This is a genomic window from Streptomyces mirabilis, from assembly GCF_018310535.1.
Lineage (GTDB): Bacteria > Actinomycetota > Actinomycetes > Streptomycetales > Streptomycetaceae > Streptomyces.
Window position 1 is genome coordinate 7,637,736 of the sequence record NZ_CP074102.1, and the last position, 15,606, is coordinate 7,653,341.

At 72.7% G+C, this 15,606-nt stretch carries 13 protein-coding genes and 1 pseudogene; 7 read left to right on the forward strand and 7 right to left on the reverse strand.

From position 1 onward, the window contains the following. Positions 1–43: 43 nt before the first annotated feature. A complete protein-coding gene (locus SMIR_RS33795; RefSeq protein ID WP_422664482.1) occupies positions 44–1,276 on the forward strand; it encodes a trans-sulfuration enzyme family protein in 1,233 nt (410 codons plus the stop codon). Positions 1,277–1,324: 48 nt separating this feature from the next. Here SMIR_RS33795 and SMIR_RS33800 read toward each other — a convergent pair whose 3' ends face one another. The 3 genes from SMIR_RS33800 to pdxR all read right to left on the reverse strand — a co-directional run bounded on the left by SMIR_RS33800 (position 1,325) and on the right by pdxR (position 6,166). After that, positions 1,325–2,749, reverse strand: coding sequence for a GNAT family N-acetyltransferase (locus SMIR_RS33800; protein ID WP_249938511.1), 1,425 nt, complete (start codon positions 2,747–2,749; stop codon positions 1,325–1,327). Between the two features lie 224 nt (positions 2,750–2,973). After that, positions 2,974–4,572 (reverse strand): alkaline phosphatase D family protein, encoded by a 1,599-nt coding sequence (locus tag SMIR_RS33805; protein WP_168489832.1) that lies wholly within the window; start codon positions 4,570–4,572, stop codon positions 2,974–2,976. 193 nt (positions 4,573–4,765) lie between these two features. Next, entirely contained in the window at positions 4,766–6,166 is a 1,401-nt protein-coding gene (gene pdxR / locus SMIR_RS33810; RefSeq protein ID WP_168500898.1) for a MocR-like pyridoxine biosynthesis transcription factor PdxR, read from the reverse strand. A gap of 67 nt (positions 6,167–6,233) precedes the next feature. Between pdxR and SMIR_RS45160 the strand changes: the two are divergent. Continuing rightward, positions 6,234–6,587, forward strand: a pseudogene (locus SMIR_RS45160) (EamA family transporter); the annotation flags it as partial. 534 nt (positions 6,588–7,121) lie between these two features. Here the strand turns inward: SMIR_RS45160 and SMIR_RS33820 are convergent. Continuing rightward, complete coding sequence (locus SMIR_RS33820; protein ID WP_211118661.1) at positions 7,122–7,952, reverse strand: alpha/beta fold hydrolase; 831 nt, start codon at positions 7,950–7,952, stop codon at positions 7,122–7,124. A 231-nt stretch (positions 7,953–8,183) separates the two neighbouring features. On the opposite strand from SMIR_RS33820, the gene SMIR_RS33825 reads away from it, so the two are divergent. Continuing rightward, positions 8,184–9,068 carry an RNA polymerase sigma-70 factor gene (locus SMIR_RS33825; protein ID WP_212727772.1) on the forward strand — a complete coding sequence of 295 codons (885 nt, stop codon included), beginning with the start codon at positions 8,184–8,186 and terminating at the stop codon, positions 9,066–9,068. Between the two features lie 255 nt (positions 9,069–9,323). Further along, positions 9,324–10,085 carry a GntR family transcriptional regulator gene (locus tag SMIR_RS33830; RefSeq protein ID WP_168489830.1) on the forward strand — a complete coding sequence of 254 codons (762 nt, stop codon included), beginning with the start codon at positions 9,324–9,326 and terminating at the stop codon, positions 10,083–10,085. Positions 10,086–10,217: 132 nt separating this feature from the next. Here SMIR_RS33830 and SMIR_RS33835 read toward each other — a convergent pair whose 3' ends face one another. The 3 genes from SMIR_RS33835 to SMIR_RS33845 form a co-directional block, all read right to left on the reverse strand. Beyond that, positions 10,218–11,375, reverse strand: coding sequence for an ROK family transcriptional regulator (locus SMIR_RS33835; protein ID WP_101407882.1), 1,158 nt, complete (start codon positions 11,373–11,375; stop codon positions 10,218–10,220). 122 nt (positions 11,376–11,497) lie between these two features. Beyond that, positions 11,498–12,160, reverse strand: coding sequence for a response regulator transcription factor (locus SMIR_RS33840; protein WP_212727773.1), 663 nt, complete (start codon positions 12,158–12,160; stop codon positions 11,498–11,500). 14 nt (positions 12,161–12,174) lie between these two features. Next, the gene (locus tag SMIR_RS33845) at positions 12,175–13,344 is read right to left on the reverse strand and encodes a sensor histidine kinase (protein ID WP_212727774.1); all 1,170 of its coding nucleotides are present in this window, start codon (positions 13,342–13,344) and stop codon (positions 12,175–12,177) included. 107 nt (positions 13,345–13,451) lie between these two features. Here SMIR_RS33845 and SMIR_RS33850 point away from each other — a divergent pair, with 107 nt between their 5' ends. Genes SMIR_RS33850 through SMIR_RS33860 form a run of 3 tightly spaced genes read left to right on the forward strand, consistent with a single transcriptional unit; the run spans position 13,452 to position 15,600 of the window. Beyond that, entirely contained in the window at positions 13,452–14,393 is a 942-nt protein-coding gene (locus SMIR_RS33850; RefSeq protein ID WP_212727775.1) for an ABC transporter ATP-binding protein, read from the forward strand. After that, positions 14,390–15,115, forward strand: coding sequence for an ABC transporter permease subunit (locus tag SMIR_RS33855; RefSeq protein ID WP_168489827.1), 726 nt, complete (start codon positions 14,390–14,392; stop codon positions 15,113–15,115). The genes SMIR_RS33850 and SMIR_RS33855 overlap by 4 nt, the downstream gene beginning before the upstream one ends. A gap of 41 nt (positions 15,116–15,156) precedes the next feature. Further along, positions 15,157–15,600, forward strand: a complete 444-nt coding sequence (locus SMIR_RS33860) for a hypothetical protein (RefSeq protein ID WP_168489826.1) — start codon at positions 15,157–15,159, stop codon at positions 15,598–15,600. Positions 15,601–15,606 lie beyond the last annotated feature (6 nt).

Sequence of the window (15,606 nt, forward strand, 5' to 3'; positions counted from 1 at the left end):
GAGTGTGCGTCCGGGGCCCCGGCCGGTGTTCAGTCTGCTGTGCATGGAATCCGTGGTGCACGACGCATACGAAGCTCAGGACGACTCCTGCGACGCTCAGGGCGACTCCTACGACGGTCGGGACGACTCCTACGGCGTTCGGGACACCCGTGCCCTCGCGCCGCGTGCCCTCGCCACCGAGGCCGTGCACGCAGGGCGGGAGGACCTCGCCCGGCTGGGGCTGCACGCCGCGCCGATCGACCTGTCCACGACCTACCCCTCCTACGACAGCCGCGGCGAGGCCGCCCGCATCGACGCGTTCGCGGCCGACGGCGCCGAACCGGAGGGCCCGCCCGTCTACGGGCGCCTCGGCAACCCGACCGTCGCCCGTTTCGAGACCGCCCTCGCCCGCCTCGAAGGAACCGAGAGCGCGGTCGCCTTCGCGAGCGGCATGGCCGCGCTGAGCGCCGTACTGCTCGTGCGGAACGCGCTGGGCCTGCGCCATGTCGTCGCCGTACGGCCCCTGTACGGCTGCAGTGACCACCTGCTCACCGCCGGGCTGCTGGGCTCCGAGGTCACCTGGGTCGACCCGGCGGGTATCGCGGACGCCCTGCGCCCCGACACCGGTCTTGTCATGGTCGAGTCCCCGGCCAATCCGACGCTCGCCGAACTCGACCTGCGCGCTGTCGCGCACGCCTGCGGGTCCGTTCCGCTGCTCGCCGACAACACCTTCGCCACACCCGTGCTGCAACGCCCCGCCGGCCAAGGGGCCCGCCTGGTCCTGCACAGTGCCACCAAGTACCTGGGCGGACACGGGGACGTCATGGCCGGAGTGGTGGCCTGCGACGAGGACTTCGCCCGGGGGCTGCGCCAAGTGCGGTTCGCCACCGGGGGTGTGCTGCATCCGCTGGCCGGGTATCTGCTGCTGCGCGGCCTGTCGACCCTGCCCGTACGGGTCCGGGCCGCGTCCGCCAACGCCGCCGAACTCGCCCGCCGGCTCGCCGCCGATCCGCGCGTCGACCGCGTCCACTATCCGCGGATCGGCGGTGCCATGATCGCCTTCGAGGTCCACGAAGACCCGCACGAGGTCATCGCCGGGGTCCGTCTGATCACCCCGGCGGTGAGCCTCGGCAGCGTCGACAGCCTGATCCAGCATCCGGCGTCCATCAGCCACCGCATCGTGGCCGCCGACGACCGCCGTGAGGCGGGGGTCAGCGACCGGCTGCTGCGCCTGTCGGTGGGGCTGGAGGACGTGGAGGACCTGTGGGCGGACCTGGACCGTGCGTTGGGGCGGTGACCAGAGAGAGGCCCCGGGCAAGGTGCCCGGGGCCTTTTGGTGTCCGTCCTACTTCTTCTGCGCCTGCTTCTGCTCCTGGTCGTACGGCAGGCGGGAGGTCACCGGTGTGGCGTCCAGGCGGGCCGTGATGACGAGGGTGCCCTCCTCGATCTGGTAGTCGAGGGGGAGGTCCAGCCCGCGCATGGCGGCGACCATGCCGGTGTTGGAGGCCTGTGTGACGGCGTACACGCTCTCGCAGCCCGCTTCGACGGCCATCGTCACGAGACGGCCGAGCAGTTCGGCGCCGATCCCGCGCCGCTGCCAGTCGTCCTCGACGAGCAGCGCGATCTCCGTCTCGTCGCCGTCCCACAGGAGATGGCCGAGCCCGACCACGCGCCCCGACGCCGTCTGCACGGCGAGGGTGCGTCCGAAGCGCGGGCTGAGCAGGTGGTTCAGATAACGGTCCGCGTCACCGACCGGCCCGTGGTAGCGCATGCTCAACGTGCGCGGGGAGCAGCGCTCGTGCATCGCCTTCGCCGCGTCGAGGTCGGAGACGTCGGCGCGACGCACGGTGATCGCGGGGCCCTCCGGCAGTGTCAGCATGTCCTGGTTGAGCGGAATGCGCGGACCCAGCCGCGCGTCCAGTTCCACCAACGCCCGCGCCCGAGCGAACTCGGTCGGCGTGAACGGCAGATACGGCCGTTCCACCGTGATCACCCCACCCTCCGGTGCGCGCAACCGCATCACCGTGTCTTCCAGCACTCCTTCGACCGGCGCTCCCTCCTTCGCCCGACCCGACCCGGGGGAGCGGGCGGGCAGCGAACGAATGGTGCACCGACCGAGCAACTGCCGGAGGGCGAGCGGAAGTTCCGCGGCGTCCAAAGCCGTGCGCGTGGCCAGCCCCAGGACGCGCGTCGGAGCGTCCACCAGGTCGTGGGCGTCGGCCCGCTCGATCCAGGTGCCGGTGCCGCCCGCCAGTGAGACGGCGCGGGTGATCTCGGACGCGGCCAGCTCGACAGGCGCGCGCAGCAGGAACTCGTCGACCGTGCCCTCGGCGAGCGGGTGCGTCTGCAGGCTCAGGATGTCGACCCGCTGGTGGGCCAGCGCCACGCACAGCGCGGCCAGCGAACCCGGCTCGTCCTTCACCGTCGTCCGCATCCGCCACAGGACGGTCGCTCCCGTGACGGCCTCCGGCCCCGCCGTGGCCTGGTCGGCCTGCCCGGCCTCTCGCCCCTCGGCGAGTGTCCGGGCACCGGTATCGCCCGCGGGCGGCGCGTGACCGTGGTGGCGTGCCCACCATGTGTGGAATCCGGCCGTGGCCACCAGGACCACGGACGAGATCGCGAGCAGGGCCGGGCCGTCGGGGCCGTGTCCGATCAGATTGGCGACGGCGTCGGCGACCGCGACGGCCGTGAACAGCGCGGCGAGCTCGACCACGTCGCGTCGCCAGTGGTGGACGGGGCGTCCGTGCTTCGCCCGGGTCACATCAGACATGTCTGGAGTCATGCAGCCACTGTGAAGGAGTGGTGTTGCGTGATCACGAACGGTCTGTGACTGATCGGTAAAGTGTCGTTCTATCCTTTTTGCGGTTCTTTTTGCGCTAGTTTTGCCTGCCTCGGATCACCTGGCTTACGTGCCTGGTCACGAGAGCGGGCGCGCACCGGGGGATGACTCCGGTGCGCGGCCCAGCCCTTCGAGGGTACGGGAGTTGGGCGCGGTTACTGACCCACACGCCCCGGCTGCAACACCTGTGTGAACAGCACCGTGCCGTCCAGGTCACGCAGCCGCACCGTCAGCTCCCCGCTGTCGCCGTCGATGTCGACCTCGCCGAAGAACTGGTATCCGTCCGCCGGCGAGACATTGGCGGTGGCGGGGGCCTTGACGAAGACCCGGTCGGGGCCGAAGGTGCCGTCCAGGGCGTTCGCCTGGAAGGCGCCCGCGTTGAGAGGTCCGGAGACGAACTCCCAGAACGGCTCGAAGTCCTTGAAAGCGGCCCGCGAGGGGTCGTAGTGCTGTGCCGAGGTGTGGTGGACGTCGGCCGTCAGCCACACGGTCCCGGTGATCCGCCGGTGCTTGATGAACCGCAGCAGCTCGGCGATCTGCAGCTCGCGGCCGAGCGGCGCGCCCGGGTCGCCCTGGGCGACGGCCTCGATGTTCGGCTTGCCCTCGACCGGGTCGGGCACGACCAGGCCGAGCGGCATGTCGGCGGCGATGACCTTCCACACCGCGCGCGACGAGGCCAGCTCGCGCTTGAGCCATTCCAGCTGCTCGCGGCCGAGGATGCCCTGCGGGTCCGTGGTCTGGTCGTCGGGCGAGTTGGCGTTCCGATAGGTCCGCATGTCCAGGACGAACACGTCCAGGAGCGGCCCGTGGTGGACGGTCCGGTAGATCCGTCCGTCCGGGCGTCCGCCGATGGTGGAGATCGGGAAGTACTCCGAGAACGCCCGCCGGGCACGGACGGCCAGGTCGTCGAGTTCCGTGCCGGCCGGGTAGGGGGTGCCGGATCCGATGACCTCGCCCGGGTACCAGTTGTTGCGGACCTCGTGGTCGTCCCACTGGATGATGTTCGGAACCTGGGCGTTGAACCGGCGCAGCGCCGAGTCCAGCAGGTTGTAGCGGAAGTTGCCCCGGTAGTCGGCCAGGGTGACCGCGACGTGTGACTTCTCCTCGGTGGTGACGCTCCGGTACAGGCTGCCGTCCGGAAGCGGCGCCGTGGCGGAGATCGGGCCGTCGGCGTAGATGTTGTCGCCGCTGCACAGGAAGAAGTCCGGGTCCACCTTCGCCATGGCGTCGAAGATCCGGTAACCGCCGATGGACTCGTTGATGCCCCAGCCCTGTCCGGCCAGGTCACCGGACCAGACGAACCGGACGTCGTGGCGCCGCTTCGCGGGCGCGGTGCGGAAGGTGCCGGTCACCGGCTCGCCCGTACGCCGCGGGTCGTCGGGGTCGGCCAGCAGCACGCGGTAGTGGATCTGCTCGCCGGAGGGCAGTCCGCGCAGCCGCGTCGTAGCGGTGAAGTCCGAGTCCGCGCCGAGCAGCGGACCGTGCCATCTGCGGGGGTTGCGGAACGACTCGGTCGCGGACGTCTCGACGATCATCCGGGCGGGGCGGTCCGAGCGGACCCACACCAGGCCGGAGTGCGCGCTCACGTCTCCGGCCTGGACGCCCCACCCCGCCTCGGGCCGCCCGGACAGCGCGAACGCCGGGGCCGAGCCGAGTGCGGTGGGCAGGGCCAGGGCCGCGGAAGCGGCGAGGGAGCCGCGCAGGACGCCGCGGCGACCGGGGAGCGGGAGAGGGCTGTGCGGACGGTGTGACATGAATGCGCCTCCAGGGACGGAGTCGACGGAGTCGGGCAACGTGCCCAGCCACAACTACTGGTGCGCCGCAGCGCACACGGAAACCACAAGTGAACAACTGGCCCCGCCGACAAGGGCACCGACGTCCGCCTCCGACCGCGCACGTCCCACGGATGCCCCGGCCTGCCCACCCACACGGCCGCCCCCTAAGCGGTCAGGCGCGCACCGCCTGTGCCATCAGGCGTACGCCGTCGCGGATCCGCGCGGGGGACTGGTGGGCGTAGCCCAGCACCAGCCGTACGCCGGCACGCTCGACCACCCGCCCGTAGTCCGCCAGCGGACGCACGGCCACCCCGGCCGCCGCGGTTCGCTCCAGGAAGTACTCCGGCGGCCCGTACCGCTCGGGCAGCGCGGCGATGACATGCAGACCCGCCGCGATCCCGGACACCTCGGTACCGGGAAAGTGCTCCTCCAGGGCGGATACGAGAGTGTCGCGCCGTTCCCGGTAGGCGCGCTGGCAGCGGCGCAGCTGCCGGTCGTAGTCGCCCCGTTCCACGAAGCGGGCCAGGAGCGCCTGGTCCACGACGGGGTTCCCCAGATCCATGGTGCGCTTGCGCTCGACGACCTCCTCGGCGAGCGCCGCCGGTACGAGCAGCCAGCCGAGCCGCAGCCCGGGCGCGAGCGACTTGCTGACCGACCCCGTGTAGGCGACGCGCTCGGGATCGAGCCCTTGAAGCGCCCCCACAGGAGCGCGGTCGTAGCGGAAGTCCCCGTCGTAGTCGTCCTCGACCACCAGGCCGTCCACCGAGCGCGCCCAGTCGAGGAGTTCCGTGCGGCGCCGCGCCGAGTAGGCGATTCCCGAGGGGAACTGGTGGGCGGGCGTCGTCACCACCGCCCGTACACCCGACTCCTTCAGCGGCCCGGTGGCCAGTCCTTCGCCGTCGAGCGGCAGCGGTACGGCGTCGATGCCGGCCGAGGCGTAGAGAGTGCCGTGCTCCGGGCTTCCGGGGTCCTCGACGCCGATCGCGCGCACCCCGCGCGCGTGGAGCACGAATCCGAGCAGGGTCGTCGCCTGCGCGACCCCGGAGACCACGATGACGCGCTCGGGGTCCGCGACCACGCCGCGGCGCCGTGCGAGCAGTTCGGCGAGGGCGGTGCGCAGCCGGGGCAGCCCGCGCGGATCCGGATAGCCGAGCGCGTGGTGGGGCAGCTCGGCGAGGACCCCGCGCTGGGCGGCCGCCCAGGCGGCGCGTGGGAACAGGGACAGGTCCGGTGTCCCGGGAAGGAAGTCGGCGCGGGCCCCGGCGGGGCGCGGCGCGAGGTCACGCGCGCGTGGGTGGGCCGCCCGGACGGCGCCGCCGACCCAGGTCCCCGCGCCCCGGTCGCTGCGCAGATACCCCTCCGCGGTCAACTGCTCGTACGCCTCGGTGACCAGCCCCCGCGACACCCCGAGGTCGGCGGCGAGCTCGCGGCTGGACGGCAGCCGGGTGCCCGGCGCGAGCCGCCCCGTGCGGACCGCCTCGCGCAGCGCGGCCTGCAAAGCGCGCCCACGCGCGCGTGCCGGTGCCGAAGCGGCCGGCACAAGCAGCTCCCAGGCGGCCCCCGACGGTGTCATGTGGTCCCCGATGGCGTCATGGAAGTGGACCTTAAACCGGACCGCGGCCCTTCGTAGCGTCACCGTCATGAACACCACCCTGCGCGGGTCGCTGCTCGCCGCCCTCGCCTGCGTCCTCGTCGGAGGCTCCTTCACCGCCAACAGCGTCCTGGGCCACTACCCGTACGCGGGCGGTCAGTTCCTGCGCTACGGCCTCGCCTGCGTGCTGCTCCTGCCGCTGGTCGGACGGGGCGGCACGGCACCGCTGCGGCGGCTCGCGGTACGCCGGTGGGGGCGCCTCGCGCTGCTCGCGGCCGTCGGCATGGTCGGCTTCAACCTCGCCGTGATCGCTGCCGAGTGCACCGCGGAACCAGCCGTTCCGGGCGTCTTCGTGGGCTGCGCCCCGGTGGTCGTGGCTGTTGTCGTCCCTCTTCTTGAGGGCCGTCGGCCGCAACGGCAGGTCCTGTACGGGGCGTCACTCGTCGCGGTGGGTGCCTTCACCGTGCAGGGCTGGGGCCGCACCGACGGCACGGGTATCGCGTACTCCGTGTGCGCGCTGGCGGGCGAGGTGGGCTTCGCGGTGCTCGCCGTACCGGTGCTGCGCCCGCTCGGGCCCCGGCTGCTGTCGGCCACCGTCTGCGGGATCGCCGCGGTCGAGTCGGCGGTGGCCGGGATCCTCACCGCGCGCCTCACCGGCGGCGCGTGGCTGCGGACGCCGGACACCACCGAGGCCGCCGCGCTGTTGTGGCAGGCGGCGGTCGTCACGGTCGTCGGCTTCGTGTGCTGGTACATGGGCATGCAGCGCATCGGCGCGGAGCGCGCCACGCTCTTCTCCGGGCTCATCCCCGTCGCGGCGGCCTGCACGGCGCCGCTGGTCGGCACCGGCGCGTACGGCGCCGCGCAGGCCGCGGGCAGTGCTCTGGTCGGCGCGGGCGTCGCCCTGGGCTCCGGCGCGTGGCGCCTCACCCGGCGTCGCTCAACGGCTGCCGTCGAGGATCACGCGGGCGACGAGCGCCGGGTCGTCGTTCATCGGGACGTGACCGCAGCCCGGCAGCCGCACCAGCCGGGCCCGGGGAATGATGTGCTTGGCCCGGATCCCCTGGCGGCGCACCAGCAGCCGGTCCCGGGTGCCCCAGGCCACGGTGACGGGCAGCCCCGGGATGTCGTCTGTGAACTGGACGGTGGTGCCGGCCCGGAGGGTGTCGGCAAAGCCCTCGGCGTGGGCCAGCGCGAGGGTCTCGGCGACGACGGCCTCGGGTGAACGGCGGCCGGGCCGAGCGTAGATGGTGCTGGTCAGGGCGGCCCGCCCGGCCGCCGAGCGGGAGAGCCGCTCGATCACCGGGAGCGGCAGGCGCCGCGCGCCCTGCCGCATCGCGAGCAGCACACCGAAGGCGTAACGCCGTTCGACCGGCGACCAGAACCCGGCGGGCGAGATCGCGGTGACGGACCGTACGAGCTTCTCGCGGCCCAACTCCAGAGCCAGCAGGCCGCCCAGGGAGTTGCCGGCCACGTGCGGACGCTCGATCTCCAGTGCCTCGCACAACCCGCCGAGCGTGGGCACCACCGTCCCGAGGTCGTGCGTGAGCCCGTCGGGCAGCGCCGGGGACTCGCCGAACCCGGGCAGGTCGACGGCTATCACCTCGCGCTCGGCGGCCAGGATGTGCACGACCGGGTCCCAGGCCTGCCGGTGGTGGCCGATGCCGTGCAGCAGGAGCAGCGGTTCGCCGGTGCCCACGCGCGCGTAGGACATGGTCACGGTCCGCGGACCGTGCGCGGAGGGAAGGCTGAAGGAGACCGTGGCGGACATGATGCTGCTCCTCGTCTGGTGGCACGCTGACGAACCGTCTTCGTAGACAGCTTGTCAGCAACCGCTACCGACGGGTAGCCCTCGGGAGCCATCACCTGGATCCGCTCGCCCACGCTGTCCGACTCGACGGGCGACAGTCGGCCAACCGCCCGCCGGCCGCCGGTCATTGCGCTCCGGAAGGCGGCGGTGCCGCCTGGACACGGCGGGGCGTGCCGGGATGGGATAGGGGTCGTGACCATCGACACCGCGACCGAGGTCTTCGAAGAGCACCGCCCCGTCCTGATGGGCGTCGCCTACCGCATGCTGGGACGGGTGGCCGACGCCGAGGACGTCGTCCAGGAAGCCTGGCTGCGCTGGTCCGGCGCCGACCGGACCGAGGTGCGCGAACCCCGCGCCTACCTGGTGCGCATCGTCACCCGGCTCGCCGTCGACCGGCTGCGTCAGGTGCGGTCGCGCAACGAGGCGTACGTGGGACCGTGGCTTCCCGAGCCGTACGTCACCGACTTCGGGGACACCGCCCCCGACACCGCCGAGCGGGCCGTGCTCGCCGACTCCGTCTCGCTCGCCGTCCTCGTCGTCCTGGAGTCCCTTTCGCCCCTGGAGCGCGCGGTGTTCGTCCTCAGGGAGGCGTTCGGCTACCCGTACGCGGACATCGCCGCCGTCCTCGACCGGGGCGAGCCCGCCGTGCGTCAACTCGCCGGACGGGCGCGTAAACACGTCGAGGAACGACGGCCGCGCTACGAGGTCGATCCGGCCGAACGCCGCGACCTGACCGAGCGGTTCCTCGCGGCGGCGGATGGAGGGGACCTGGAGGGGCTCATGTCCCTGCTGGCCCCGGACGTCCGCCTGATCGGCGACAGCGGCGGACTGTCCAAGGCGCCGCTGCGGGTCATCGAAACCGCCGACAAGGTGGGCCGCTTCCTGTACGCCGTCGCCCAGCAGGGCATCCCCGATCCCTCGTACCGCCTCCTGGAGCTCAACGGCGGCGCCGCGCTCCTCGTCCTCTCCGGCGACAAGCCCGACAGTGCCGTCCAGCTCGATGTCGTGGACGGCCGGATCCGGTGCGTCTACATCGTGCGCAACCCCGAGAAGCTGGTGTCCCTGGGCAACCAGTAGCCACTGCGGTCCCCTTGTGCCCCTCGAAAGCCCCCGTCTTCTGGACGGGGGCTTTCGACGTTGTGTCACGAACATCACCCCGCGCGAACGCCCTGTGAACGCTGTGCGGCAAGGCGCCTCCGCAATCCGTAAGGGATCGAGGATTGGTCTTGACCAAGGGTGGGGGCGGCCCTATGGTCGCAGGGATAGTGCAAGAACCTTTAATAAACAAGGGCGCTAAAACGCCGCCGGGCCACGGCGATTGCGGAGGACAGGGTGGGGACCACGCAGCTGGAAACGGTGCCGGAGCCGAAGTACTGGCATCTCAAGACGGTGCTCACCGAGGCATTGGACTCTGAGTTCACCGTGGGCGAGATCCTGCCCAACGAACGCGACCTCGCGGCCAGGTTCGGCGTCGCCCGCGCCACGCTGCGCCAGGCGCTGGAGCAGCTGGAGCTCGAAGGGCGACTGCAGCGCCGCCGCGGGGTGGGCACGACCGTCGCGCCGCCGCGTGTGGGCGTGGCCGTCGGAACCGAGCAGCATGTGTGGCCGGGTGCGGTCGGCGACGCCTGGCGGTCCGTGGACTGCGAGGTGGCGGTCCCGCCCGCCGCGGTGGCCGACGTCCTGGAGACGGGCCCCGACGACCAGGTGCACACGATCCGCCGCTCCCGTGTGACGCACGGCCAGCCGGTCGCCGCCGAGCTGCTCTACATCCCGGCGTCCTCGGTGCCCGGCCTCTCCGCGATCGACGCCCCGTCGGGGACGACCCTCGCCCGCGCCGTGCTGCGCGAACTGCAGCACCTCGACCTGGAGGGCCAGGACCGCGCCGTGGAGCTCGGCTCGGCCCGCGCGGATGACGCCAAGGAGCTCGACCGGCTGCCCGGGGCGCCCGTCCTCGTCGTCACGACCCGCTACTTCGCCGAGGGGCGCACCGCCGCGGTCTCCGTGGCCACGTACCGCGCCGACACCTGCCGGCTGACCTTCGGCGACTCCGGCGGCGTGGAGATCCACCACGACCCCGAGCGCCGGGCCTCCTGAGGCGCGGCCCAGGCCTGATCCGCGCGACAGGCCCCAGGTCTCAGCCGTCACGCCCCGGAACACTCCGGGGCGTGACGGCTCTTTCGTGCCCGTGAGGCCAGGGGCGGCTTCCCGCGTCCGTGAGACCGCCGGTCAGCGACGTGCGGTCACGGTCCCCTCCACCGCGAACAGCTGCTCCTCCACATGATCGAGGGCCAGCCGCAGGGCGCCCGTCGCGACGGCCGCCTCGCCCAGCAGGGAGAGCGCCACCTTGGGCGGGCGCAGACAGTAGCGCGCCAGTTCGCGCCGCAGCGGTTCCAGCACTCCGTCCAGACCGGCCGCCCAGCCGCCGACGACGACCAGTTCCGGGTCGAGGGCGAGGACGAGGGCCGCCACGTCGTGCACGAGACGCTGGATGAAGCGGTCGACCGCCGCGCGGGCCCGCTGGTCACCGCCCTTGGCCAGCGCGAAGACCTCGGCGACGGCCTGCTCGTCGAGCGGGTGCAGGGGCTCGTCCGTGGTCGACAGCAGTGTCTCGGGAGTGGCTCCGCGGCCGAGCAGATGGAGCGCCCCGATCTCTCCGGCGGCGCCCCCGTATCCCCGGTGCAGCCGCCCGCCGATCAGCGAACCGGCCCCCGGACTCAGCCCGGCCAGCACGAACACCACGTCGTCCGACTCCGTCGCCGAGCCCTTCCAGTGCTCGGCGACCGCCGCCGCGTTGGCGTCGTTCTCGACGAGCACCGGGCATTTGAAGGAACGGTTCAGTCGGTCGCCCAGGCGCAGCCCCGTCCACTCCGGCAGCGCCGTGCCCAGACGTACGGTGCCGTCCGCCTCGACGATTCCCGGGCTGCCCACGCCGACCGCCCGCAGGGAGCTGCGCGCGACACCCGCGCGGCGCAGCAGATCGGCGACCGCCGTGCGCAGCCGTTCCAGCCGCTCGTCCGCCGACGCGGTCTCGTCCACGTCCTTCGACATGGCGCCCAGCACCCGGCCGTCCAGATCGGCGAGGAGCCCGGCGACGCGATGGGGACCGATCTCCAGGCCCAGCAGATGGCCCGCCTCGGCCCGGAACCGAAACCGCCGCGCGGGACGGCCCTGACGCCGTGCCGCGCCCTCCTCGGCCGCCTTCTCGACCACGAGCCCGGCTTCGATCAGCCCTTCCACGACACCCTCGACCGTGGGCCGGGACAACCCCGTCACCCGGGTGATCTCGGTCAGCGTCGCGCAGTCCGTGGCACGCAGCGCGTGCAGCACCACCGCGGAATTGATCCTTCGCAGCAGAGAGGGGTCCCCGCCGGTCAACCGCCCCAACGTCCGTCCTCCCAGCTCGTGCGCGTGTTGGCCGGATCGTACTCGGCGCGGCGCGCCCCGGCGAGAGCCGGGGACCTCCTTTGCTACCGACCGGTCGCTTCGGCCACCGGCGGACCGCCGTTTCAGCCCGGGGCCACGAACCCCGACTCGTACGCCGCGACGACCGCCTGCGTACGGTCCCGGGCCCCCAGCTTCGCCAGTACGGCGCTGACGTGCGACTTGACCGTCTCGGTCCCGACGATCAGCCGCCCGGCGATCTCCGCGTTCGACAGCCCCCGGGCCATCAGTCGCAGCACCTCCGCCTCCCGCTCGGTCAGCGCGGCCCGCTCCATGGCCGTCCGCGCCGCCGGATTCCCGCTGCCGCCCCCGTACTCGGCCGCCAACTGCCGTACGGACGCCGGGAACAGCAGCGACTCGCCCTCCGCGACGAGCCGCACGGCGTGCACGATCTCGGCGGGCCTGGCCCGCTTCAGCAGAAAACCGTCGGCCCCCGCGCGCAGCGCCTCGTAGACGTACTCGTCGTTCTCGAACGTGGTCACGACGAGGATCTTGGGCGGATCGCTCACGGTCCGCAGGACCGCGCGCGTGGCCTCGATGCCGTCCATGAGCGGCATGCGCACGTCCATGGCGACGACGTCCGGCCGCAGCTGCCGCACGAGCGGGATCACCGCGGCACCGTCGGCCGCCTCTCCGACGACCTCGATGTCGTGCTGCGCCGCCAGGACGGCCCGCAGACCCGCGCGGACGAGCGGTTCGTCGTCGACGAGGAGAACGGTGACCGGCATCCGGCCAGCGTAGATCAGCGCAACGGCAGCTCGACACGTACCTGCCAGTCACCCCCGTCCGGCCCGGTCCGTGCCCGCCCGCCGAGCAGCGCCGCCCGCTCCCGTATGCCCCGCAGGCCACTGCCGCGGCCCGGCCCCGCTGTCCCGGCCGTCAGCGGATTGCGGACCTCCAGGCCCAGAGTGCCGTCGTCGACCGCGATACGGACCCGCACCGGCACGCTCCCCGCGTGGCGCAGCACGTTGGTCAGGGACTCCTGGAGGATGCGATAGCCCTCGCGGGAGACCGGTCCGGGCACGGTCTCCAACGCACCCGTCACCTCGGCGTCGACCTTCGCACCCGAGCCGCGCGCCGACTCCAGGAGCCGGTCGGCCTCGCTCAGCGTGGGTCGGCCGCTCGCGGGGCGCCCGGCCTCGCGCAGCACGCCGAGCACGCGCTCCAGGTCCTCCAGAGCGGCCCGGCCGGTGTCCTCGATGGCGAGCAGCGCCCGGTCGGTGAACGCGGGGTCGCCGGCCGCCCGTGCCGCGCCCGCCTGCACCACCGCCACGGTCAGCGCGTGCCCGATCGAGTCGTGCAGTTCACGGGCGATGCGCGTGCGTTCCAGGAGCTGTTCGGTGCGTTCCTCCAGGGCGGCGAGGCGCTCGGCGGGAGAGGGGCCCAGCAGCCGGCGCGCGATCGCCGTGACCAGCTCGCCGAGGCCGACGACCGCGCCGTACAGAGCGAGCAGCGGCACGGGTACGAGCAGGGCACAGGCCCACGGCGGGGGCGACACCGGCAGCAGTGTGACGTCGACGGGGCGACCGGAGGCGGCCCCGGCCAGTTCGACGGCGGTCGCCGGCAGCCAGACGGTGACCCCCATCGCCACCGCCCCGAGGCCCATCCGCACTTCGAGCCACAGCACGGTCCGCAACCGGTCCCGCCAGGTCGCCGACGGCGCGACCGAGATCGCCGCGTCCCGGTCGCCCCGCTCCTGCGGCTCGTCCGGCGCCAGCATGTACCGCGCCTGCACGCCCTCGCCCCGCCGCACGGCCGGGACCAGCCCCAGCGGGATCAACAGCACCGCCGGCACCCACGGCCTCGACATGTCGATGAACAGCCACACGCTGACGAACAACATCGGCACCCACAGATGCAGCAGGCGTGTGTAGGTGGTCCCCAGGAGCAACGGGCGCAGAAAGCGGGCCATCGCGCCATCGTCCCAGCCGGCCCCGGCAACCGGCTTCCCCCGAGCGGGGGAGACGATCTCCACCGGCGGGGGAGTACCGACCGCGCAAAGGCCGCCAGGCTGGGGCCATGAACAGCATCGACGTCCAGAACCTGACCAAGGAGTACGGCAGTCGGCGCGCCGTGGACGACCTCACCTTCAGCGTGCTTCCCGGCCGCGTCACCGGCTTCCTCGGACCCAATGGCGCCGGAAAGTCCACCACCATGCGGCTCGTCCTGGGTCTTGACCGGCCCACGTCCGGCACCGCCACCGTCGGCGGGCGGCCCTACGCCTCGTTCGACGAGCCCCTGCGCCAGGTCGGAGCACTGCTCGACGCAGGGGCCGCGCACGGATCGCGCACCGCGCGCGACCATCTGTGGGCGCTCGCCGTGAGCAACCGCATCTCCGAACGCCGGGTGGACGCCGTGCTGGAGGAGGCGGGGATCGCGTCCGTGGCGCGGCGCAGGGTGAAGACGTACTCCCTGGGCATGCGACAGCGCCTGGGCATCGCGGCCGCACTCCTCGGTGACCCGCCCGTGGTGCTGCTCGACGAGCCGTCGAACGGGCTCGACCCCGAAGGGATCATCTGGATCCGCGAGGTGCTGCGCCGACTGGCCCGCGAAGGCCGCACGGTGCTCGTCTCCAGCCATCTCATGAACGAGACCGCGTCCTTCGCCGACCACCTCGTCGTCCTCGGCCGGGGCAGACTCCTCGCCGACACACCCCTGCGGGAGTTCATCCACGCGCGCGTGCGGCCCCGGGTACGGGTGCGCACCACGGACGGCGCCGCTCTCGGCGCGCTGCTCGCACGCCACGGTCACGAGGCCGTCGAGGGGGCGGACGGGCGGTGGACCGTCCCGCACGCACGTGTGGAGGACATCGGGCTGCTCGCCTCGGGCGCAGGCCTGCCGATCCTCGAACTCGCGGCGGAGGAGGGCACGTTGGAGCAGGCGTACCTGGATCTGACGGCCACCGACGCCGAGTTCACCGCCGTACCGTCGCCCACCCGGCCCCAGGAGGCCCGTTCATGACCTTCGCACCCGTACTCCACGCGGAGTGGATCAAAATCCGTACGCTGCGGTCCCTCGTCGTGGGACTGCTCGCCGTGCTCCTCGCGACGGCGGCGTTCTCCGCGCTCGCCGGTCTCGACGACTCCGGGGACCAGGACTTCGACCCGCTGTTCTCGGCGCTCTTCGGCGTGAGCTTCGGACAGATCGCGGCGATCACGTTCGGCGCGCAGGCCGTCGCGACCGAGTTCCGGGGCGGCGCGCTGCGGGTGTCGCTGGCCGCGGTGCCCCGGCGGGGGCGGTGGTGCACGGCCAAGGCGGTGGCGATCGGGGTTCCCGCGCTGGCCGTCGGCCTGGTGACCGGGCTCGTGAGCCTGGTCGTGGGCAAGGCGGTCCTCGGATCCAGGGCGAGCGGGCTGACGTGGGGCGAAGGGGTACGCGGGGTCGTGGGCTGCGGCCTCTACCTGGCGCTGATGGCCCTGTTCGCCGCCGGGCTCACGGCCGTACTGCGCAGCGCGGTCGCCACGCTGGGCATCCTGGTCCCGTTCCTCCTGATCGTCTCCTTCGTGATCGGCGGAATGTCGGGCGGCGTGGCCGACTTCCTGCCGGACCGGGCGGGCCAAGTGGTGCTCCACGAGACGTGGGACGGCGCACTCGGCCCCTGGACCGGGCTCACGGTGACCGCGGCCTGGACGGCGGCGGCCCTCGCGGCGGGTGCGTGGTGCCTACGGCGCAGGGACGCCTGACGGCACGGCAATTGTCAGTGGCAGCCGCTTTACTGGACCTCATGACCAGCGCGCAGCACCTCGCCACGATCCTGCGGCTGTGCTCCGAGGACTTCCCCCGTGAGCACGGCCGTTCGGACGTCGGCGACGCGGGACCCGGCTACCACATCGCCGAGTTAGCGACGAGCGAGGAATTCTGGGAGGACGACGGCACGGCACGGGAGGAGACGGCGGAGCAGTACGAGGCCGACCGGGACGGTCTTTCGGTGCTGCTCACCCACCGCTGGGGGCCTCCGCAGGTCTTCAGCCTGTCGAGCGTGCTCGACCGGACGATGGACGGGGAGGACATACCCGAGCCCTGGGGCGTCGTGAGCGGGCATGTGCCCGATGTGCACCTCTGGAAGGCGACCGGGCACGACCGCTGGGTCGCCCTCGGTGTCTCGCAGTGGGACAAGGAGTGGCCGTTCCAACTCCTGGCCGTGATCACCGAGATCGACCCGCCGTGACCTGAT

Excerpts from the sequence above, each read along its gene's own strand:
- SMIR_RS33800 (WP_249938511.1), bottom strand. The coding sequence starts at position 2,749 with ATGTCTGATGTGACCCGGGCGAAGCACGGACGCCCCGTCCACCACTGG.
- pdxR (WP_168500898.1), bottom strand. The coding sequence starts at position 6,166 with ATGACACCGTCGGGGGCCGCCTGGGAGCTGCTTGTGCCGGCCGCTTCG.
- SMIR_RS33805 (WP_168489832.1), bottom strand. The coding sequence starts at position 4,572 with ATGTCACACCGTCCGCACAGCCCTCTCCCGCTCCCCGGTCGCCGCGGC.
- SMIR_RS33860 (WP_168489826.1), top strand. The coding sequence starts at position 15,157 with ATGACCAGCGCGCAGCACCTCGCCACGATCCTGCGGCTGTGCTCCGAG.
- SMIR_RS33840 (WP_212727773.1), bottom strand. The coding sequence starts at position 12,160 with ATGCCGGTCACCGTTCTCCTCGTCGACGACGAACCGCTCGTCCGCGCG.
- SMIR_RS33845 (WP_212727774.1), bottom strand. The coding sequence starts at position 13,344 with ATGGCCCGCTTTCTGCGCCCGTTGCTCCTGGGGACCACCTACACACGC.
- SMIR_RS33855 (WP_168489827.1), top strand. The coding sequence starts at position 14,390 with ATGACCTTCGCACCCGTACTCCACGCGGAGTGGATCAAAATCCGTACG.
- SMIR_RS33795 (WP_422664482.1), top strand. The coding sequence starts at position 44 with ATGGAATCCGTGGTGCACGACGCATACGAAGCTCAGGACGACTCCTGC.
- SMIR_RS33850 (WP_212727775.1), top strand. The coding sequence starts at position 13,452 with ATGAACAGCATCGACGTCCAGAACCTGACCAAGGAGTACGGCAGTCGG.
- SMIR_RS33820 (WP_211118661.1), bottom strand. The coding sequence starts at position 7,952 with ATGTCCGCCACGGTCTCCTTCAGCCTTCCCTCCGCGCACGGTCCGCGG.